This window comes from Pseudoalteromonas sp. SWN29, from assembly GCF_015864465.1.
GTDB lineage: Bacteria > Pseudomonadota > Gammaproteobacteria > Enterobacterales > Alteromonadaceae > Pseudoalteromonas.
Genome location: NZ_JADYXE010000003.1, coordinates 1 through 21,889 on the forward strand (window position 1 = coordinate 1; position 21,889 = coordinate 21,889).

Genomic DNA, 21,889 nt, shown 5'->3' on the forward strand with positions numbered 1-21,889 from the left:
TGCATTACTTTTGATAAGACATTCCATGTCGCGTCTGTTAACATTAATCTTGGCATGAGGGTTCGGTGTAACGTTTTTTAGCGAATTCAATTATACCTTATTCTCATGCTGTTTGTTTTTTATACCGCAAAGATCAACACGCCCTAGAGTCTATCCCTGGCATTGGGCCCGTATTATCGAGAGAGCTGACGTATTTATTTGCGGCTAAGAAATTTAATAAAGCCAAAGAAGCGGCGGCTTATTGTGGATTAATCCCACGGCACAATGAATCGGGTAAATTAAAAGGGCGAACATCAATCAGTAAACTTGGGCCAGCCAGAATTCGATGTAAACTTTATATGGCGGCCATTGTCGCTGGGCAATGGAATAAAACAATAAAACGACACAAGTTAACGTTAATAAATAATGGTAAAACACCGATGCAAGCTGTGTGTGCAAATATGCGAAAGCTCATTCATATATGTTTTGGTGTAATAAAAAACCAAGAAGCGTTTAAGCTCCAAGAAAGTTAAATACGACCTTGAAGCTTAAAATGAGAGATGGTATCTACAAGATAAACGCAAACTTAAACTTTGGCGGTAGACGTAGAGCTTGCTCACGTGAAAAGCGAAGCTTTTAATTACTTACTACCTATTTACCTGCTTACTCACGACTAAAAGCCTTAATAATTTCTTCTTTTCTAAAACAATCATTACTGTGATCGTTAACCATGCCGCAGGCCTGCATATGGGCATAAACGGTGGTTGGTCCTAAAAACTTAAAACCCCGTTTTTTTAAATCTTTCGCAAATGCGGTTGATGCCTCTGTAATTGCAGGATAGTCCTCAACATTATTCAAATTACTTATAATCGGCTTATTATCGACAAACTGCCATTGGTAGTTACTAAAGCTACCAAATTCTTTTTGTATTTCTATAAAGCATTTAGCGTTGTTAAGAGTTGCCGCAATTTTTAAGCGATTGCGCACAATACCCTCATTAAGCATTAGTCTCTCAACGTCATCTTGTGTGAATTGCGCTACTTTTTTTACATCAAAATTAGCAAATGCTTTTTTATAACCGCTGCGTTTTTTTAAAATTGTGTACCAGCTTAAGCCGGCTTGTGCGGATTCAAGCGTGATAAATTCAAACAGCTTTGTATCATCATAAAGAGGCACGCCCCATTCTTCATCATGGTAAATAACGTAGTCGGGTTTAGTGGTGTCGAGCCACGGGCAACGGCACTTTATTTGCTCACTCATTATTATTCCTTTTTGTGTGCGTCATTTTTATGTCGCTCAAATTATTTATGTAACTTAATGATAAGTATGTAAATAAATTTTGGTATAAATCGTGCATTTAGACATGTATCTACATCAATTCGAGATTTGATTATGGCCCTTGCTAGCGTGCTAAAACCACAGTTTTTTTCTGCAAATCAGTATAACCCATGTTTACTTCAAGAGGAGTACATTGGTGAATTAAGCGATCTGCGCAAGCAAGCAAGTTGGCTTTCGCATTTGGTTGATACCATGCCAGCAGGCGTGGTTGTACTTGATGGCAAAGGCTTGATTGCGAAAGCGAATCAAATAGCGATTGATATGCTTGGTGAGCCACTTGAAGGCGAACGCTGGTTTAATGTTATTCAGCGCTCTTTTAGGCCGCATCAAGATGATGGCCACGAAGTGTCTTTAAAAGACGGGCGCCTAATAAAGCTTGATATTACCGCTTTAGCACCAGAGCCTGGGCAACTTATTTTAATGACGGATTTAACCGAAACCCGCCGCTTACAAAAACGTGTTGCACATATGCAGCGTTTAAGCGCGCTGGGTAAAATGGTTGCATCGTTAGCGCATCAAGTACGTACGCCGCTCTCAGCCGCTATGCTTTATGCTGCTAATTTAGGGTCAAAGCGCTTACCCGAAACATCTCGTGATAACTTTCAAACAAAGTTAATGTCGCGCTTAAAAGATTTAGAAACTCAAGTAAACGACATGCTTTTATTTGCTAAAAGTGGCGATCAGCAAGTGGTTGAGCAAGTTTCAATGCAGCAGCTTTTAACAGAAGTTAAAGCAGGCGCCGATGCGATGGTCGCACTTAATGAAAGTGAGTTGGATGTAAGTTTACCAGAGCCGGATATACAAATAGTCGGTAATAAAACGGCACTGGCCAGTGCTATTCAAAATCTTGTGCACAATAGTATTCAAGTTATTGGCGGCGGTGCAAAAGTAAAAATTAGCGCACAAAGAGATTTAAAAGATTTAGATATGGTTCGTATTAGTGTGAGCGACAATGGCCCCGGTGTCGATTTAAGCCAAAGCGATAAAATTTTTGAACCATTTTTTACTACAAAAAGTCAGGGTACAGGTTTAGGGCTTGCTGTAGTGAGTTCGGTGGCTAGTGCGCACCAAGGCCGTGTTGATGTGACTAATAATATGCAGGGTGGTGCCTGCTTTAGCTTGTTACTGCCTATTAAGGCAACATCTAAATTAGAGGGGTCATTATGAGTAACACTATTTTAGTTGTCGAAGATGACGCTGGGCTTCGTGAAGCCTTAATAGATACCCTTGAAATGTCGGGTATTGAATGTGTTGCAGCGAGCAGTGCTGAGCAAGCAATGTTGCTGCTTAAAAAAGATCAATTTTCGCTTGTTGTAAGCGACGTGCAAATGGGCGCAATGAGTGGCCTTGATTTACTACGCAGTATTAAATTAAACCACCCTGATTTACCGGTTTTGATGATGACGGCGTATGCCACAATTGACGATGCGGTTGAGGCTATGCGCCTAGGTGCAATTGACTACATGGCTAAGCCATTTGCACCTGAAGTGCTGTTAAATATGGTGAGCCGTTATTTGCCTGAAAAAGCAAAAGAAACCGACGGCCCTATTGTTGCCGACCCAACCAGTATTCAATTATTGGAGCTTGCAAGTAAAGTAGCACGCTCTGATGCAAGTGTAATGGTACTTGGCCCAAGTGGTTCAGGTAAGGAAGTACTCGCTCGTTATATTCATGATAAGTCGAGCCGTTGTAATGAACCATTTGTGGCGATTAACTGTGCGGCTATTCCTGAAAATATGCTCGAAGCCACTTTATTTGGTTACGAAAAAGGGGCTTTTACGGGCGCGATTCAAGCATGTCCGGGTAAGTTTGAGCAAGCACAAGGCGGCACTATTTTACTCGATGAAATTACAGAGATGGACTTAGGGCTACAAGCTAAACTTTTACGCGTACTGCAAGAGCGTGAAGTAGAGCGTTTAGGGGGTCGTAAAACAATTCAGCTCGATGTACGTATTTTGGCAACCAGTAATCGTGATTTAAAAGAAGCGGTTGCTAAAAATCAGTTTAGAGAAGATTTATATTACAGACTTAATGTGTTTCCACTAATGTGGCGACCATTGTGCCAACGCCCTGGCGATATTATTGTGTTGGCTAAGCATTTAATTGAGCGCCATATAAGTAAAAGCAAAGAGCCCATGGCATATTTAGATAAAGCTGCTGAGCAAAAGTTATTGGCTCACGCGTGGCCTGGTAATGTACGCGAGCTTGATAACGTTATACAGCGTGCACTTATACTGCGAACTGGTAACACGATAAATGAGCATGCAATTTTTATCGAAAACTTAGTATCTAGTAACTTTGTTATGGAGCCTTCATTGGCACCTGCTCAAACCGTATCACCAACAGAATTAGCTCACGCAGATAAAGGTATTGAGAAAAGCACGTTAAGCTCTGCATATTACGATGAAAAATCACCTGTTGAGGTTGAACCTAAACAAGGCTTACTAGCGGCAGATACAGGTAGCTATAAAGATGAGCTTAAAGACAAAGAACATCGCATTATTTTAGAAACCCTTGCACGTTGCCAAGGTAAACGTAAAGACGTTGCCGAAACGTTGGGCATAAGCCCGCGAACTTTACGTTATAAACTAGCGCAAATGCGCGATTTAGGTATTTCACTCCCTGCATAGCCTCCTATAAACCCTAAGTTTGCGCTGCGAACTTAGGGTTGTCAAAACTCTGACTCCCAAAATAAAAAGTTAACTTACTGTATTTAAATAATTAATTATTTGGCATGCTTTGTGCTTTATTACTTGTAAGAGTTCACTGCGTGTCAGAGATAAATTATGAAAATTCAAAACAGTGCTGTATTTCAAGAAATGCAATCAATGGCTTTAGAAGCCGGCCGTAATAATCAAATTAATAAATTGCCGACTCAAGTTCAGCCTACTTCTACTTCCCAGTTTGGCGACATGTTAAGTGATGCGCTAAATACAGTGCACGGTTTGCAACAAGATGCGGGTCAAAAAGTAAAAGCGGTTGAAATGGGGGATCGAAGTGTATCGCTTGCTGAAGCGATGATTGCTTCTCAAAAATCATCAGTTGCTTTTGAGGCTACAGTACAGGTTCGTAATAAACTTGTTGAAGCTTATAAAGAAATCATGAACATGCCTGTTTAATTAGGTAGTGGAGAATTATTGTGGCGCAATCTAACCAATCTACAGACCTAGCACTTGCTGGTGGCGGTATCGACCAAAGTGGTGGTGATGATCAACAAGAACAAAAATCAGGCTATTTAAGTGCTTTAAATGGCGTTGATGTATTGCGCCAAGTAACACTGGTTATAGCATTAGCTATTTGTTTAGCTATCGCGATTTTTATTATTATTTGGGCTCGTCAGCCAGATATGCGCCCATTGGGGAAAATGCAAACTGAAGAGCTGATTCAAACGCTCGACTTTTTAGATGCGCAACAAATTGAATATCAACTCGATGGCAATGTGGTATCGGTTGATGAAAGTGAATACCAAAATATTAAACTGTTAATGACTCGAGAAGGGTTAGAGCAAGGTCCTGCGTCGGGTTCTGATATAATTATGCAAGATATGGGCTTTGGTGTAAGCCAACGCTTAGAGCGTGAACGCCTAAAACATGGCCGTGAACAACAATTAGCTCGCACCATTGAAGAGCTTAACAACATTACTCGCGCCAAAGTATTGTTAGCTATTCCTAAAGAAAACGTATTTGCGCGTAGAGAGAAAAAACCATCAGCAACTGTTGTATTAACGCTTAAGCGTGGTCGCTCACTCGACCGTGAAGAAGTAGACTCTGTTGTTGATATGATTGCCTCGGCAGTACAGGGTTTAGAGCCTATGCGAGTTACTGTTACCGATCAAAATGGTCGATTACTAAATTCAGGTTCGCAAAGCTCATTAGCAGCACGCTCTCGTAAAGAATACGATTTAGAACGTAAGCGCGAACAAGAGTACCTTGAAAAAATAGACAGTATTTTAATACCGGTTGTTGGGCTTGCAAACTATACAGCTCAAGTTGATTTGAGTATGGACTTTAGCTCAATTGAAGAAACTCAAAAGCGTTATAACCCAGACCTACCAGCGGTTAGAAGCGAAACCACATTTGAAGAAAATAACATTGGCGGCCTAGCTGTTGGTATTCCAGGTGCGCTTACAAATCAGCCACCGTTAAACTCGAACATTCCTGAGGTTGCAGGGCAAGGTGGTGCAGGCACAGCTACATCACCAACACGCAGCCACAAAGAAGCCACACGTAATTATGAACTCGATACAACCATTTCTCATAAGCGCCAGCAAAGCGGTGTAATACGTAGAATAAGCGTATCAGTTGCTGTTGACTACGTCCCTAAAGTGGGAGAAAACGGCGAAACAACCATGACTCCACGTTCGGTAGAGGCATTGTCAAATATTCGTCGCTTACTACAAGGTGGTGTGGGTTTTGATATGCAACGTGGTGATGCACTTGAAGTCGTAACAGTGCCGTTTGTACGTGAAGAAACAAATTTAGCAATAGAAGTGCCACTGTGGGAACAAGACTGGTTTATGAAAATAGCCCGCCTTGTATTGGGAGCCTTAGTTATTATAGTACTGATAATGGCAGTAGTTAAACCAATGCTTAAACGCTTAATTTACCCAGACGATACACTAGAAGAATACGATGACGATGCATTAAGCTCAGGCGTAGATATTGGCGACAATACACTTGATATGCTAAATAAAGACTTTGATTCTGCTTCGGTTGGTTTCTCAAGTGATGGTACACTGCAATTACCAGATTTACATGGCGACGAAGATTTACTTAAAGCAATTCGTGCCCTTGTAGCTAACGAACCAGAACTATCATCACAAGTAGTCAAAGCGTGGTTAACAGAAGATGACTGATCAAGAACAAAAACAACTCCCACCAGCTTTTGATGTTGATAAGCTAGATGGAGTAGATAAAGCCGCTATATTACTTTTGAGTTTATCAGAAGAAGATGCCGCGCAAATCCTTAAACACTTAGAGCCAAAACAGGTGCAAAAAGTGGGTATGGCGATGGCTGGGTTACAGGATTTATCACAAGCTAAAATAAGCGCCGTACACAACTTGTTTATAGAACAAATACAGAGCTTTAGTACTATTGGTTTTCAGTCAGAAGACTTTATTAAAAAAGCACTTACAGCCGCTCTTGGTGAAGACAAAGCCGCCAGCCTTATTGACCAAATTGTGATGGGTTCAGGCGCTAAAGGTTTGGATTCATTAAAATGGATGGACTCTAAGCAAGTAGCGAATATTATTCGTAATGAGCATCCGCAAATTCAAACCATTGTATTATCGTACTTAGAGCCAGAGCAATCAGCTGAGATTATTGCTCAATTTCCTGAAAAAGTGCGCTTAGATTTAACTATGCGTATTGCAAACCTTGAAGAAGTTCAGCCAGCTGCACTACAAGAGCTAAACGAGATCATGGAAAAACAATTTGCCGGTCAAGCTGGTGCGCAAGCTGCTAAAATGGGTGGCTTAAAAGCTGCTGCAGATATTATGAACTACCTAGATACCAACGTAGAAGGGCAGTTAATGGACTCTATACGTGAGCACGACGAAGAGATGTCGCAGCAAATTCAAGACTTAATGTTTGTGTTTGAAAACTTAATGGATGTTGAAGACCGTGGTATTCAAGCAATCCTACGAGAAGTTCAACAAGACGTATTAATGAAAGCAATTAAGGGCACCGACGATGCTCTTAAAGATAAAATACTGGGCAATATGTCTAAGCGTGCAGCCGAAATGCTTGCTGATGATTTAGAAGCCATGGCACCGGTACGTATAAGCGAAGTAGAAGCGGCGCAAAAAGAGATTTTATCAACAGCGCGTCGTTTATCTGACTCAGGTGAAATTCAGCTCGGCGGCGGCGGTGGCGAGGAGTTCCTGTAAACCATGAGCAAACTCAAAGGACGTACACTTCGAGCTGATGAAGCAGATGAATTATTAAAAAACTGGGCTATTCCAGATGTAGCACCAGATGAGAGCAGTTTTGGTAATCGCTCTACAGCTTACGGCACACCGCTTAGTGAGTTGTACAAAAAAGAATTAGCCGAAGAAATGCCGGTTGATGAGCCGCAAGAACCAGAACTTCCTGCACTTACCATGGTTGAGCTTGAACGCATTAGACAAGACGCATACGAAGAAGGCCTTAAGCAAGGTCATGAGCAAGGCTACATAGACGGCTTTGAAAAAGGCGTTGGTGAAGGTAAAGAAGCTGGCTACAAAGAAGGATTAGAGCAAGGTAAAACACAAGGTCTTGATGATGTAAAACCATTAATTGAAGAGCAGTTAACGAGTTTAAAAGCTATTTTAGAAGGGTTAACTGCACCGCTAGATAAAGTGGACGAACAAGCCGAGAAGCAATTAGTACAACTTGCTAGCATGTTGGCGGAAGCTGTTATTTATCAAGAAGTAAAAACATCGCCTGATGTAATTTTACATACGTTAAAGCAAAGTATTGATTCACTTAATGCGGAACAAGAAAAAGTACGAATATATTTAAATCCCGAAGATTTAGAACTCATAAAAGAGAGCTACGGCGAACAAACCATTATTGATAATAACTGGCAATTAATGGCAGAACCGACACTTGAGCGCGGTGGCTGTGAAGTTAAAACAGCGCAATCGTCACTCGATATGACTCTTAAAACACGTGTCAAAGAAACGTTGGATAGTTTTTTGCATAATAGTGGTATCTAACTATTTTATTGGCGTGTTATGTCAACTCAACGTGCACCTTTAAGCGAACGCTTATCTCAGTATCAACAACATATTAAAACCCCAGCGCCTGCTGTGGCCGGTATTTTAACGCGTGTTGTTGGCCTTACGCTTGAGGCTAGAGGTTTACGTGCGCCCGTTGGTAGCCAATGTAAAATAGAAACCATGAACGGCTTTGTAGATGCCGAAATAGTCGGTTTTAACGATCAAACTTTGTACTTAATGCCTAACGACCACATTTCTGGTGTACTTCCTGGTGCGCGTGTTATTCCTCAAGTTAATAATTTAGGTTTGCCTGTAGGGATGAGTTTATTAGGACGCGTGGTAGATGGCTTAGGTCGACCGCTAGATGGTTTGGGTAAAATTAATGCTGAGCATCATTTAAAGTTTGCGCAAAACACTATAAACCCGCTTTCAAGAAGACCAATCACTAAGCCTATGGACGTAGGTGTGCGTGCTATTAACTCGATAATTACAGTAGGGCAAGGCCAGCGCATGGGCTTGTTTGCGGGCTCTGGTGTGGGTAAATCAGTACTACTCGGTATGATGACCCGAGGTAGCGAAGCTGATGTAATTGTTGTTGGCCTAGTAGGTGAGCGTGGCCGCGAAGTAAAAGAATTTATTGAAGAAATACTCGGTGTAGAAGGCCGTAAACGCTCAGTTGTTGTTGCAGCGCCAGCTGATTCATCACCGCTTATGCGTTTAAAAGGCTGTGAGAGCGCCGTAACTATTGCAGAGTATTTTAGAGATCAGGGTTTAAACGTATTATTGTTACTCGATTCGGTAACGCGTTACGCAATGGCGCAACGTGAAATTGCACTTGCTGTAGGCGAGCCGCCCGCTACAAAAGGTTACCCGCCTTCGGTGTTTGCTAAATTACCTGCGCTGGTGGAGCGTGCTGGTAATGGTGGTGAAGGGCAAGGTTCTATTACCGCCTTTTTTACGGTGTTGAGTGAAGGCGATGATATGCAAGACCCTATTGCTGATGCCGCGCGAGCGATATTAGATGGCCACATTGTACTATCGCGTGATTTAGCTGACAGCGGGCACTATCCCGCTATAGATATAGAAAAGTCGATTTCGCGTGTTATGCCTCAAGTTGTTTCTGAGCCGCATATGCAACAAGCCCGAGTGCTTAAGCAAGTTTATTCAATGTATCAACAAAACAAAGATATGATTACTTTAGGTGCCTATCAAAAAGGGACCGATCAAATGCTCGACCAAGCTATAAATATGATGCCAAGAGTAAATGCATTTTTACAACAAGGTATGCGAGATGTCATTAGTTACGATGATGGTCTGCAAGGTCTTGCTCAGTTACTAGGACAAGCATAATGGCTAAAAACAAACTCGATTTATTGCTCAAAATTGAAAATGATAAAGAAGAAAATTTGCGCATGAGTTACTTACAAGCCAATCAAAACTTGCAAGCAAATCAACAAAAACTACAAGGTTTAAACAATTTTAGACTTGAATACTCTCAGCAGTTACACCTAAAAGGTAAGTCGGGTTTGTCCAGCGCCGGGTTTGGGCAGTACCATGCCTTTATAGCTAAAATTGAAGAAGCAATTCGTCAACAAGCAAGTACTGTAAATACCGCTAAACAAGTAGTTACTCAACGTAAAACGCTGTGGCTTAAGCAGCAAATTAAAGCTAAAGCAGTCGCTAAATTAATCGAAAATCAAAAACTCAAAGCAAATGCGTTAATGGCAAAAAATGAGCAAAAAATGTTAGATGAATTTTCTGCTAATCAGTTTTTTCAACGTCGTAAAGCTTTGTAATTCAGGCACGTTAATTGCTTTGTTACTTAGTGGAATTTAACTTTTGGCAGTATGCGGTGGCATATTGCCGTAATGGTATTAGGTGATTTATGGCGATGAATAACATTTCGTTTTTAGCTTCTTCTGAAAAAGACTCTTTGTTAGCTTTTAAAGACAATAGCTTAGCTAATAGCGAAGAAAATTTAGGCGAGGAGTTTTTAAGCCAACTAAACGAAGCGCATAACTCTATGGAGCCTTTGCAAAAAGGCAATAAAAATCCTAATGCCGAAAATTCGATTGCCATTCCTAAGCATAAACAAAAAGAAGAAAATGAAAATCTGAGTGCAAAGCGAGATGAGGACACAGCAGACGACGTTACTTTTGTATCTGTTGAGATGCTTGATCAAATTAATTCAGCACAAGCAATGAGCACTTCGGTTAATAAACCTTTTGAAGCAACTGAAAGTACAGAGTTAGATAATGCTGACTCTAAAACAGCGGACTTAAAGGGCTCAAAAATTGATAGCTTAAACTCACTATCTTTGAACTCGTTACCATTAAATGAAGGCAAGTATCATAAAAGTGGTGTTGCCGAAGCTATTGAACAGCCATTAAATCCTATAAATAAAAAGCCTGATGACAGTATTGGCCCTATAGTTGATGATGCTGAATTAATTACAATGGATATAAAAAATCAATTAGCTCAAGACAAACCCGTTGATAAAAACTCAAAAAATATAGTGTTGCCAACACCAGTGCCTACGCCAGTAACTCCATCTTCAGCGACCTCTCTATTAGCTGAACCAGAAATGATACAAGCAAGTTCACAGACATCTGAAAGTGAAAAAAGTGCTGCAATAGATACTTTAATGACTAAGGATACGAGCTTAATTAAAGCTAATAACGTTATTACTAGTTTAACGCCTGAGCAGCGCTCGCAACTTAATGCGCAAGTTAAAGTATTAGAAAATACTGATTCAACAAGTAACGCAACTAGTAGCACTTCAAATCTTAAGCAAATGCTTGCGCAATTTATTACTGATAATGAAAAAACGCAGAGCACGGTAACAAAACACTCTTTTAGCGCAGAAATCAATTCACTTAATACCACTGAAAAACAAAGCTTATTAACGCAATTAAACGCTTATATTAAAACAGAGCAGCCTAAGGGCGAGCAATTGGCAGTGCTTAAGCAAACAGTTAATGAATTAAAAGCTTCAATTGAAATAGGACTTGCCGATACCGCTAAGACAGACTCAAAAACGTTTGTAGCGTCAGAGACTCCTAATACAGTATATAATCCACAAAAGTTAAGCTTAAAGACATCGACAAACGAAGAGGCTGATTTAAATAAAGCCGTAACAACCTCAACTAAGCGTGATGATTTATTAAAATCACTTGAAGAATTACAAAAAGATGGCCTTAAAAAAATAACTGCAGAACAAACATCTGCACGCGTAGCGCAACTATTTACGCAAATTACAGCCGCTCTAAATACTCAGCAATCAAGTACATTAAGCCAATACGACTCATTGGGTTATGATCAGAGCTTACTTGATACCCAAATAATACAAACTCAACAATTACAAAGTACATCACAAGTAAAGCAGGTAAGTATTGACCCAGGTGTTATGCAGGCAATTAATATTGTTAAAAGTGATGCAGCTAAATTACTGCAAGATCGCGTTAGCTCAATGCTGAGCATTAATAATAAAGAAGCAGAAATTCGCCTTGATCCACCTGAAATGGGCAGTATGCAAATTCGTATTCGTAGCGATGCAGAACAAGCACACATAAACTTTGTAGTACAAAACCAACAAGCTAAAGAGGCACTTGAGCAATCAATGCCGCGTTTGCGTGAAATGTTAGCGCAACAGGGGCTAGAGCTTGGTGAAAGCACTATTTCTTATGGGCAATCAGGTAGTGAAACCTCTGATCAAAGTGAGGGTGGAACTCAAGGTAATTTGGCTAATAATAAGTCGGTTAATGATGAAAATAACGAGCAAGCAAATAATACTGCACAAAGTTCTCGACAACAAACTTCATCATCAATAGATTACTATGCCTAAGTGCTGCTATTATAATAGTTAAAACAAGCAAGTACCTTTGCAATTAAAGGAATCATGATGGCTGAAGAAGCAAGTTTAGAAATTGAAGAAACCGGTAAAAGTAAAAAGAAACTAATAATAATTATAGTAGCGGTACTACTTATTATAGGTGGGGCTGCGGGTTACTTTTTTATGTCGGGTTCGGATACGCCAGTTGAAACCTTAGATGAAGAGACTGTAATGTCTACTGATGCTCCTTCTGCTGCAGCGGGTGATTCAGCAGAAATGGGCAGTGCTTTATATGTTGCTATGCCACGCCCATTTGTGTTTAACGTACCTGGCTCAAGCCGCGACAGAATTGTACAAATTAAAGTACAATTATTAGTACGTGGTGAAGTAAATGAAGAAACAGCCAAGAAACATATTCCGCTTATAGAAGGGACGCTACTAAGCGTGTTTTCTACTACAACAGCTGATGAATTAAGTACAAGTAGTGGTAAAGAAACACTTCGTTTTTCTGCACTTGAAAAGGTACAAAAAGCCTTAATGGATGTTGAAGGCAGTAAAGTAATTGAGCGGGTATTGTTTACCGGCTTTGTAATGCAATAAGGGGCTAGCGTGAGCGATTTATTATCCCAAGAGGAAATTGATGCGCTATTGCATGGTGTTGATGACGTTGAAGAGGAAGATATACACGAAGGTGAAGATGGCGGAGGAAGTACGCTTCAGTACGATTTCTCTTCGCAAGATCGGATCGTACGTGGTCGTATGCCGACGCTGGAAATTGTTAATGAACGCTTTGCTCGCCATATGCGAATTAGCCTATTTAACATGATGCGCCGCACCGCAGAGGTGTCTATTAACGGCGTACAAATGATTAAATTTGGCGAGTATATTCATACTCTATTTGTTCCTACCAGTTTAAATATGGTGCGTTTTAGACCTTTAAAAGGCACTGGCCTGATTACCATGGAAGCACGACTTGTGTTTATTTTGGTAGATAACTTTTTTGGTGGTGACGGGCGTTACCATGCAAAAATAGAAGGCCGAGAATTTACTCCTACAGAACGTCGAATTGTACAAATGCTCCTTAAAATAATCTTTGAAGATTACAAAGAAGCATGGGCACCGGTTATGGATGTATCGTTTGAATATCTCGATTCTGAAGTAAACCCAGCAATGGCTAACATTGTAAGCCCAACCGAGGTTGTGGTTATTAGCTCTTTTCATATTGAGCTTGATGGTGGCGGTGGCGATTTTCATATCGCTTTACCTTACTCAATGCTTGAGCCGATTCGAGAACTGTTAGATGCGGGTGTTCAATCTGATACTGAAGATACGGATTTACGTTGGAGCAAAGCACTTCGTGATGAAATAATGGATGTAGAGGTTGAAATATCAACTCAGTTACTTGAAGTTGATTTAACCTTAAAACAAATTATGGAACTCAAAACCGGTGATATCATCCCGGTTGAAATGCCTGAGCATATAACCGTATTTGTTGAAGAACTACCTACATTTAGAGCTAAAATGGGTCGCTCTCGCGATAATGTTGCGCTACAAATTAGTGAAAAAATTAAACGACCTGATTCAGTTAAATCTGAGCTGCATGTATTTACCAAAGGCGGCAAGAAAATTGACTCAGATGCAGAATTAGCAGAACTAGAAGATGATTTGCACCTCTCTGACGGTGTAGACTTAGACTGGTAATTGATTAAAAGGTTAAAAGTATGAGCGATGATCAAGATACAATGGACGAATGGGCAGCAGCATTAGCAGAAGCCGAAGGTCCGGATGAAAGTGGCGAAGCACATGTTGCAGAGCTTGATGAGTTAAGCGATTCAAAACACGAAATGAGTGGCGATGAAAAACGAAAACTCGACACTATTTTAGATATCCCCGTTACTATTTCAATGGAAGTAGGGCGCTCTAAAATTAATATTCGTAACTTACTGCAACTAAACCAAGGCTCAGTAGTTGAGCTTGATCGTGTTGCAGGTGAGCCACTTGATGTATTAGTTAACGGCACATTGATTGCGCATGGCGAAGTAGTTGTAGTAAACGATAAGTTTGGTATTCGCTTAACTGACGTGATAAGCCAAGTAGAGCGGATCAAAAAATTACGATGAGCTTATTAATTGCTTTAACGAGTTCCGTTTTTTCAAAAGCAGATGTGGCAACACCCACTGGAGATATACTCTCTATGGTACTGTCGCTTGTAATGGTGCTAGTACTTATTATTGTGTTGGCATTTTTTGTTAAAAAGCTTAATCCAAATTTAGCTAACAGCGATGAATTTAAAGTAGTCAGAAGCCTACCTTTAGGTTCTCGCGAGCGTTTAATGGTTGTTGAAATAGATAATGCTCAGCACTTACTTGGTGTAACTCCTCACAGTATTAACTACTTACACAAGTTAGAAACCCCATTAAGTGAAAAAGAACTGCCTGAACTCGCTAAACGATTTGGTAAACTTTTAAACCCGCAATCAAACCAAAATAAAAAGAATTAAACCTATGACAAAGTGGCTGCTTATTATTTTTGCCATGGTGTTTGTACCAAGTGTAAGTGCAGAAGGAATTGATGCGCTTACTATTACAACAAACGCTGATGGCACACAAGATTACTCAGTAACGTTACAAGTTTTAGCAATTATGACGGCGCTGAGTTTTATACCGGCTGCCATAATTATGATGACCTCCTTTACACGAATAATTGTTGTGCTCGCCATTTTGCGCCAAGCAATTGGTTTACAGCAAACACCGTCAAATCAAGTGTTATTAGGTATGTCACTTTTTTTAAGTATTTTTATAATGTCGCCTATTTATCAGCAGGTAAACGAGCGAGCTATAGAGCCTTACTTAAATGAGCAGGTTACATCAGTAGAGGCTTTAGAGCTTGCTAAAGAACCAATGAAAGCGTTTATGCTTTCTCAAGTTCGTCTTAAAGATTTGGAAACGTTTGCTAAAATAGCAGGTTACGATCAGCTCGACTCACCAAAAGACACACCATTAATCGTATTGATCCCTGCATTTGTAACCAGTGAACTGCAAACCGCATTTATAATCGGATTTATGTTTTTTATCCCATTTTTAATCGTAGATTTAGTGGTCGCTTCGGTATTAATGGCGATGGGTATGATGATGCTTTCCCCCATGATAGTGTCCTTGCCGTTCAAAATAATGCTATTTGTACTTGTAGACGGTTGGAGCTTGGTAATGGGTACCTTAGCCAAAAGCTTTGGTTTAGGGACTTAGTATGCAAAGCATTAACATGATTCAACAATAGGAGCACAACATGGAACCGGAAATTTTTGTTGATATTCTTAGTGACGCACTATTTTTAGTTATTAAGTTGGTGTCTGCAATTGTAGTACCAGGCTTAATTATTGGCTTAGTGGTTGCGGTGTTTCAGGCTGCAACGTCAATTAATGAGCAAACATTAAGCTTTTTACCTCGTTTACTAATTACTATTAGTGCATTAATAGCAGGGGGGCATTGGTTAACTCAAGAATTAATGGATTTTTTTACTAGAATTGTACTAATTATTCCTGAAATAGCAGGTTAAATGTGGAGTATCCATTTGCAGTAGTTATTCAATGGTTGAGCGATTTTTTGTTGCCGCTGGTACGCATTAGCTCAATGATTATGATTATGGCAGGTTTGGGTGCTAAAAATGTGCCTACGCGTATAAAAATGGGGTTGTCGGTTGTTGTAACCCTTGTTGTAGTGCCTGTCCTGCCGCCTGCTACCTTCACTAATTTGTTTTCGTTTGAGATGATTTTAGTGGTTATCCAACAAATGATGATTGGTGTTGCTATTGGTTTTGCATCAATACTTTTATTAAATACCTTTGTGTTGGCAGGGCAAATACTCGCTATGCAAACAGGCTTAGGTTTTGCTTCAGTAATTGATCCCTCTAATGGCGCAAGTGTGCCCGCAGTTGGCCAGTTTTTCCTTATTTTGGCCACCTTGTTATTTTTTGCTTTTAATGGTCATTTAATGATGATTCAAATGGTGGTACATAGTTTTCAAGTGCTACCGATTGATGGTACTTGGTGGTCTGTAGATCATTACTGGGACATAGTAACCTGGGGTGGCTGGATGTTTACTACAGCACTGGTACTCTCCTTGGCGCCGCTTACTGCTATGCTCGTGATTAATATTTCTTTCGGTATTATGACGCGTGCTGCACCGCAATTAAATATCTTTGCAATTGGCTTTCCGTTCACACTTGTTGCAGGACTGACGATTATTTGGGCAACGTTAGGTAATTTTACTCTTCAATTTGAGTTTCAGTGGCTAAAAATGGTTGAGCTAATGTGCACTTTAGTTGGTTGTTCACCGTAGGAGGGCCTAATGGCTGAAGATTCAGGACAAGAAAAAACAGAAGAACCCACGGGGAAAAAAGTAGATGAATCAAAAAAGAAAGGACAGGTAGCACGCTCAAAAGAGCTAGGTACTATGTTTGTACTTATTTTTTCGGCTATATCGCTTTTGATGTATGGGCCAGAAATTGGTAAAGGCCTTTACAATATTATGAGACGAATGCTGAGCCTTAACCGAAATGAAGCATTCGATACCACTAAAATGTTTGCTGTTTGGGAAAGTGTGTCAGGTGCATTGATTTTCCCCATGGCAATGTTTGTATTAATAATTTTATTCGCAGGCATCATCGGCAATACATTATTGGGAGGGTTTAATTTTAGTTGGCAAGCAGCTGCACCCAAAGCAAGTAAAATGTCACCGTTCAAAGGCTTTAAACGTATGTTTGGCCCCCAAGCTGCGGTAGAGTTGACTAAAGCTATTTTAAAGTTTTCTGTAGTTGCTGGCTTTGCTGTATTTCTAATTAACACTTTCTTTGATGAGATTTTACATTTAAGTATAGAGCCGGCACCAAATAACATTATTCATGCGTTAGAAATATTAGCATGGATGTTTCTGGCCCTCTCTTGTACGTTGGTTATTATTGCTGCAATAGATGCGCCTTATCAAAGTTATACTCACCATAAGCAACTTAAAATGACGATGCAAGAGGTTAAAGATGAGTATAAAAACTCTGAAGGTGATCCTCAAATAAAAGCGCGTATTAGGCAAACACAACGGCAAATGTCGCAAAACCGCATGATGCAAGATGTCCCTGATGCTGATGTTATTGTTACCAATCCAACTCATTACTCAGTGGCATTAAAATACGATACAGAGCGCGCAGGAGCGCCTATTGTAATTGCGAAAGGTATAGATGAAATGGCGATGCAAATTCGTAAAGTAGCAATAGGTAACGAAGTACCTATTTTAGAATCCCCTATGTTGACGCGAGCGCTTTACCATACAGCTGAAGTAGGAGAGCAAATACCGGATCAGTTATTTACCGCTGTGGCTCAAGTTTTAGCGTATGTATTTCAGCTTAAACGCTTTAATAAAGGGCGCGGAAAACGCCCAACTAAACTTAATAATAAGCTCCCGATCCCCGACGATTATAAGTATTAAAACCGCAAGCCTAGTAACTTGGAATAGTTATTGCTAATTCTACGTAGTGTCAATTTTTTGAAATTGTAGAATTATGAGTTTTAAAGCGGTATTACAACAACTTAACAGAGACAAAAAAGAGTATGGTAAAGGGGTCGGTACTCCTTTGCTTGTACTTGCTGCCTTGGGGATGGTGATTTTACCGTTACCGCCATTTTTACTCGATATTCTTTTCTCATTTAATATTGCCCTCGCATTAGTGGTTTTACTCGTGACTGTTTACACGATGAAGCCAGTCGAGTTTGGTATATTCCCCTCTGTAATACTAATCGCTACAATTATGCGCTTAGCGCTTAACGTTGCAAGTACTCGTGTTGTATTACTTGAAGGCCATAATGGTGGCGACTCTGCAGGTAAAGTAATTGAAGCGTTTGGCTCCGTGGTTATTGGTGGTAACTACGCTGTTGGTTTGGTCGTATTTTTAATCCTGATCATTATTAACTTTGTGGTAATTACTAAAGGTGCGGGGCGTATATCGGAAGTATCTGCACGTTTCACCCTTGATGCAATGCCAGGTAAACAAATGGCCATTGACGCCGATTTAAACGCTGGCTTTATTAGTGCTGAACAAGCGCGTGACCGCCGTGAGGAAGTAACACGCGAGGCCGACTTTTACGGCTCAATGGATGGTGCGAGTAAATTTGTAAAAGGCGATGCCATTGCAGGTATTGTTATATTAATCATCAATATTGTTGGTGGTTTATTTGTAGGGATGATTCAGCACAATATGGGCTTTGGCGATGCCATGGAAGTATATACATTGCTTACCATTGGTGATGGCTTAGTTGCTCAGCTCCCTTCTTTATTGCTTTCTATTGGTACTGCAATTGTTGTAACCCGTCAAAATGAATCGCTCAATATGGGGGATCAATTCAAGAAACAACTTGGTAATGAAAAGTCATTATTTATTGCTTCAGGTATTTTGATCATCATGGGTATTGTGCCTGGCATGCCACATTTTGCTTTTTTAAGTTTAGGTGCGTTACTAGGCTATTTAGCTTACTACACACAGCAAAGTAAATTAAAAGCCGCTGCTGCAGAGGCTGAAGAGGCTGCCAATGGTGGAAGTGCAGCAACGGGTGTTGCAAATAAACAAGAACAAAAAGAACTTGGTTGGGATGACGTTCAGCAGGTTGATGTAATTGGCTTAGAAGTAGGTTACAGATTAATTCCTTTAGTTGACCAATCACAAGGTGGTGAGTTACTTAATCGTATTAAAGGTGTACGTAAAAAGCTTTCCCAAGAACTTGGTTTTTTGGTGCCGCCTGTGCATATTCGCGATAATTTAGAGCTTGACCCTAATGCTTATAGAATAACGTTAATGGGTGTTTCAACCGGTGAGAGCGAGCTTAAACATGGCGACGAGCTAGCGATTAACCCAGGGCAAGTATTTGGTCCAATTAAAGGCGTTGACACTAAAGACCCTGCTTTTGGCCTTGATGCAGTATGGATAAAACCCGATCAAAAAGATGAAGCGCAATCACTCGGTTATACCGTAGTTGATTCTGCTACGGTAGTTGCAACCCATATTAGCCAGTTATTAACTAACAGTGCAGCGTTATTACTAGGACATGAAGAAGTTCAAAACTTGCTTGATATGCTTGCTAAAAGCCATCCTCGTTTAGTGGAAGGACTAGTACCCGATGTATTACCATTAACTGCAATTGTAAAAGTACTGCAAAATTTATTGAATGAAGGGGTGGCTATTCGCGACATGCGAACAATTGTTCAAACCCTTGTTGAATATGGTCCGCGCAGCCAAGACCCTGATGTATTAACGGCTGCAGTGCGTATTTCTCTGCGTAGATTAATTGTTCAAGATGCGGTGGGTATGTCATCAGAAATCCCTGTCATAACCTTGGCGCCTGAGTTGGAACAGATGTTGCATCAGTCATTACAAAATGCAGGTGATGAAGGTGCCGGTATTGAGCCAGGACTTGCAGAGCGACTTCAAGTGTCATTGACACAAGCGCATCAAAATCAAGAAATGGCCGGTGAACCTTCTATATTGCTAACGTCAGGAATGTTACGCACTGTGTTATCTCGTTTTGTTAAGTACACCATTCCAGGATTGAGAGTGATGTCTTATCAAGAGGTACCAGATGAAAGACAGATCAAGATTGTAAGCTCGGTAGGCCAACAATAAGATTTTAACAGGGGTTAAACCATGAAGATTAAACGTTTTTTTGCTAAAGATATGCGCACAGCACTTAAAGAAGTTAAAGATGAGTTAGGTGTTGATGCGGTTATTATGTCAAATAAAAAGCTAGCTAACGGTGTAGAAATTGTAGCGGCAGTTGATTATGACAAAGCAACCCCTAAAGTAGCAGTGCAACCACAACGTACTGCTGAGCCTCGTGCTCAAGCTCCACAGCAAAGTATGCATAATTTTATAAAGCCAGAGCCTCAGCGTGCCAAACCTGAGCCTCAAGCAAAAGTGGCTGACAGCTTACAAGCATTATTAGAGCGTCAATCACCGCGTCCACGTTCTCCTGAACTAGCATCTATGTTTTCACAATCGGGTATTGATACTACTGATAACTATCAAGAACCTGCTGCGCAGCTGCGTACTAAAAATATGTTTGCACGTGATGATGAAGCCCAGGCACGTCCACAAACTCAAGCCGATAGCTTAGGTTTTGATGATTTAGACCGTGACTTTGATGATTTAGATAGCCCGGTAACTGCTCGCCCACAAAATAAAAATAATGAAAGCGAAGAAATGACAACAATGCGTGAAGAAATGAACGCAATTCGTCAATTATTAGAACATCAAGTATCGGGTTTAATGCAGCAAGACATGGCACGTCGCGACCCAACTCGTGCTTGTATGGTTGACCGTTTGGTCGGCATGGGTATTGATAAAGAAGTCGCGCAGCAAATGGCATGTTTTGTACCTGACGATGTATCTCGTCAACAAGGCTGGAAAGCATTGCTAACAATGGTTGAAGATCAAATGCAAACAACCAATAACGAAATACTTCGCCAAGGTGGTGTATATGCGTTAGTGGGTCCAACCGGTGTGGGCAAAACCACCACAGTTGCTAAGCTTGCAGCGTTAGGTGCACAAAAGTATGGCGCTGATAAAGTGGCCTTAATAACCACGGATACATACAGAATTGGTGCTTATGAGCAGCTTGCAACTTACGGCCGTATTATTGGTTGTGGTGTTAAACAAGTTAAAGATGCTAATGAGTTAGCTGAAGTTTTATATCATTTACGAAATAAACGTCTAGTGTTAATTGATACGGCAGGTATGAGCCAACGAGATTTACGCTTAACTGAGCAGTTAAATACGTTAATGCGCAACCAGCGTGTGGACATTCGCAACTACCTGGTACTCAGTGCCACAGCGCAAATGAATGTATTACAAGAAACTGTACGCCACTTTAAAAAAGTACAGTTAAGTGGTTGTATTTTCACCAAGTTAGATGAATCATTAAGTTTGGGTGAGATTATTAGTATTGCGATTCAAAATCGCCTTCCAATAGGGTATCTTACTAACGGACAACGAGTACCAGAAGATATTCGTGTTGCAAATGCTGAAAAACTAGTAAAAAAGGCTGAGCAATTATATTTAAAAAGAACAAAAGCACAACATTCAAGGCATCAAGCAGTGGCGTCAAGTACAGTAGGGATGTATGATTAACACAGTATTAGATCAAGCAAGCGGCCTGCGCAAAATGAGTCAAAACAATAACAACGGCGTTAAAGTTATCGCTGTAACCGGTGGTAAAGGTGGGGTGGGGAAAACAAATGTTTCTCTAAATACCGCTATTGCACTAGGGCAGCAAGGTAATAGAGTACTAGTACTGGATGCTGACCTAGGTTTAGCAAATTGTGATGTGATGCTTGGTTTACGTGTAGAGCGTAATTTATCACATGTTTTGTCTGGTGAATGTGAGCTTGACGAAATTTTAGTTGAAGGTCCTGCTGGTATTAAAATTGTACCCGCTACATCGGGTTCGCAAAGTATGGTTGAGTTATCACCATCGGAGCATGCTGGACTAATTCGTGCGTTTAGCGAATTGAATACCGAATTTGATATTTTAATTGTAGATACAGCCGCTGGTATTTCGGACATGGTGCTGAGCTTTTCGCGCGCAGCACAAGATGTAATGGTTGTAGTGTGCGATGAACCAACATCAATCACAGATGCTTACGCACTTATTAAAGTATTAAGCCGTGAGCATGGCGTTTATAAATTTAAAATTGTTGCCAACATGGTTCGCAGTATGCGTGAAGGCACTGAATTATTTGCAAAGCTATCTAAGGTTACCGATCGCTTTTTAGATGTGTCGATGGAGCTAGTAGCAACGGTTCCTTATGACGAAAATATGCGCAAAGCAACGCGTCGTCAAAAAGTAATAGTAGAGCTCTTTCCTAATTCGCCAGCCGCTCTTGCGTTTAAAACGCTGGCAACAAAAGCAGTTAAATGGCCAATACCAAACCAACCATCTGGGCATTTAGAGTTTTTCATTGAGAAACTAGTAAACGGCTAATTATGACAATATTGGTGAATA

Annotated in this window: 21 protein-coding genes and 1 pseudogene; 21 read left to right on the forward strand and 1 reads right to left on the reverse strand. The window is 40.5% G+C overall.

Features of this window, described 5'->3' with window-relative positions:
* Positions 1–140 precede the first annotated feature (140 nt).
* Positions 141–512, forward strand: a pseudogene (locus I6F53_RS01415) (transposase); the annotation flags it as partial.
* Positions 513–642: 130 nt separating this feature from the next.
* On the opposite strand, the gene I6F53_RS01420 reads toward I6F53_RS01415, so the two are convergent.
* Positions 643–1,239, reverse strand: a complete 597-nt coding sequence (locus tag I6F53_RS01420; protein ID WP_197238245.1) for a DNA-3-methyladenine glycosylase I — start codon at positions 1,237–1,239, stop codon at positions 643–645.
* Positions 1,240–1,371: 132 nt separating this feature from the next.
* On the opposite strand from I6F53_RS01420, the gene I6F53_RS01425 reads away from it, so the two are divergent.
* From I6F53_RS01425 to I6F53_RS01520, 20 genes are all read left to right on the forward strand, one after another.
* On the forward strand, positions 1,372–2,484 hold the full coding sequence (locus I6F53_RS01425) for a sensor histidine kinase (RefSeq protein ID WP_197238246.1): 1,113 nt from the start codon (positions 1,372–1,374) through the stop codon (positions 2,482–2,484).
* Positions 2,481–3,947 carry a sigma-54-dependent transcriptional regulator gene (locus tag I6F53_RS01430; RefSeq protein ID WP_197238247.1) on the forward strand — a complete coding sequence of 489 codons (1,467 nt, stop codon included), beginning with the start codon at positions 2,481–2,483 and terminating at the stop codon, positions 3,945–3,947. Before I6F53_RS01425 ends, I6F53_RS01430 begins: the two co-directional genes overlap by 4 nt.
* Before the next feature lie 156 nt (positions 3,948–4,103).
* A complete protein-coding gene (fliE, locus tag I6F53_RS01435; protein ID WP_008168784.1) occupies positions 4,104–4,436 on the forward strand; it encodes a flagellar hook-basal body complex protein FliE in 333 nt (110 codons plus the stop codon).
* Between the two features lie 20 nt (positions 4,437–4,456).
* Positions 4,457–6,172 carry a flagellar basal-body MS-ring/collar protein FliF gene (gene fliF, locus I6F53_RS01440; protein ID WP_197238248.1) on the forward strand — a complete coding sequence of 572 codons (1,716 nt, stop codon included), beginning with the start codon at positions 4,457–4,459 and terminating at the stop codon, positions 6,170–6,172.
* Positions 6,165–7,205: a flagellar motor switch protein FliG gene (gene fliG, locus I6F53_RS01445; protein ID WP_007581881.1), complete on the forward strand. Its 1,041-nt coding sequence runs from the start codon at positions 6,165–6,167 to the stop codon at positions 7,203–7,205. Before fliF ends, fliG begins: the two co-directional genes overlap by 8 nt.
* Positions 7,206–7,208: 3 nt before the next feature.
* Positions 7,209–8,015, forward strand: a complete 807-nt coding sequence (gene fliH, locus I6F53_RS01450; RefSeq protein WP_197238249.1) for a flagellar assembly protein FliH — start codon at positions 7,209–7,211, stop codon at positions 8,013–8,015.
* An 18-nt stretch (positions 8,016–8,033) separates the two neighbouring features.
* The gene (gene fliI / locus I6F53_RS01455) at positions 8,034–9,368 is read left to right on the forward strand and encodes a flagellar protein export ATPase FliI (RefSeq protein WP_197238250.1); all 1,335 of its coding nucleotides are present in this window, start codon (positions 8,034–8,036) and stop codon (positions 9,366–9,368) included.
* A complete protein-coding gene (gene fliJ / locus I6F53_RS01460; RefSeq protein WP_002959337.1) occupies positions 9,368–9,814 on the forward strand; it encodes a flagellar export protein FliJ in 447 nt (148 codons plus the stop codon). Before fliI ends, fliJ begins: the two co-directional genes overlap by 1 nt.
* 89 nt (positions 9,815–9,903) lie before the next feature.
* On the forward strand, positions 9,904–11,862 hold the full coding sequence (locus tag I6F53_RS01465; RefSeq protein ID WP_197238251.1) for a flagellar hook-length control protein FliK: 1,959 nt from the start codon (positions 9,904–9,906) through the stop codon (positions 11,860–11,862).
* A gap of 57 nt (positions 11,863–11,919) precedes the next feature.
* On the forward strand, positions 11,920–12,450 hold the full coding sequence (fliL, locus tag I6F53_RS01470) for a flagellar basal body-associated protein FliL (protein ID WP_197238252.1): 531 nt from the start codon (positions 11,920–11,922) through the stop codon (positions 12,448–12,450).
* 9 nt (positions 12,451–12,459) lie between these two features.
* On the forward strand, positions 12,460–13,551 hold the full coding sequence (fliM, locus tag I6F53_RS01475; protein ID WP_197238253.1) for a flagellar motor switch protein FliM: 1,092 nt from the start codon (positions 12,460–12,462) through the stop codon (positions 13,549–13,551).
* A gap of 20 nt (positions 13,552–13,571) precedes the next feature.
* Complete coding sequence (gene fliN / locus I6F53_RS01480) at positions 13,572–13,970, forward strand: flagellar motor switch protein FliN (RefSeq protein ID WP_166420991.1); 399 nt, start codon at positions 13,572–13,574, stop codon at positions 13,968–13,970.
* Entirely contained in the window at positions 13,967–14,350 is a 384-nt protein-coding gene (gene fliO / locus I6F53_RS01485; protein ID WP_010553903.1) for a flagellar biosynthetic protein FliO, read from the forward strand. The genes fliN and fliO overlap by 4 nt, the downstream gene beginning before the upstream one ends.
* Positions 14,351–14,354: 4 nt before the next feature.
* The gene (gene fliP / locus I6F53_RS01490; RefSeq protein ID WP_197238254.1) at positions 14,355–15,095 is read left to right on the forward strand and encodes a flagellar type III secretion system pore protein FliP; all 741 of its coding nucleotides are present in this window, start codon (positions 14,355–14,357) and stop codon (positions 15,093–15,095) included.
* 40 nt (positions 15,096–15,135) lie between these two features.
* Positions 15,136–15,405, forward strand: a complete 270-nt coding sequence (locus tag I6F53_RS01495) for a flagellar biosynthetic protein FliQ (protein ID WP_197238255.1) — start codon at positions 15,136–15,138, stop codon at positions 15,403–15,405.
* Between the two features lie 2 nt (positions 15,406–15,407).
* Positions 15,408–16,187 carry a flagellar biosynthetic protein FliR gene (gene fliR / locus I6F53_RS01500; protein WP_197238256.1) on the forward strand — a complete coding sequence of 260 codons (780 nt, stop codon included), beginning with the start codon at positions 15,408–15,410 and terminating at the stop codon, positions 16,185–16,187.
* A gap of 9 nt (positions 16,188–16,196) precedes the next feature.
* Positions 16,197–17,327, forward strand: a complete 1,131-nt coding sequence (gene flhB / locus I6F53_RS01505; protein ID WP_197238257.1) for a flagellar biosynthesis protein FlhB — start codon at positions 16,197–16,199, stop codon at positions 17,325–17,327.
* 73 nt (positions 17,328–17,400) lie between these two features.
* Positions 17,401–19,512: a flagellar biosynthesis protein FlhA gene (flhA, locus tag I6F53_RS01510; protein ID WP_197238258.1), complete on the forward strand. Its 2,112-nt coding sequence runs from the start codon at positions 17,401–17,403 to the stop codon at positions 19,510–19,512.
* Positions 19,513–19,533: 21 nt separating this feature from the next.
* Positions 19,534–21,015 carry a flagellar biosynthesis protein FlhF gene (flhF, locus tag I6F53_RS01515; protein WP_197238259.1) on the forward strand — a complete coding sequence of 494 codons (1,482 nt, stop codon included), beginning with the start codon at positions 19,534–19,536 and terminating at the stop codon, positions 21,013–21,015.
* A complete protein-coding gene (locus tag I6F53_RS01520; protein WP_002959312.1) occupies positions 21,008–21,868 on the forward strand; it encodes a MinD/ParA family ATP-binding protein in 861 nt (286 codons plus the stop codon). Before flhF ends, I6F53_RS01520 begins: the two co-directional genes overlap by 8 nt.
* Positions 21,869–21,889: the final 21 nt, after the last annotated feature.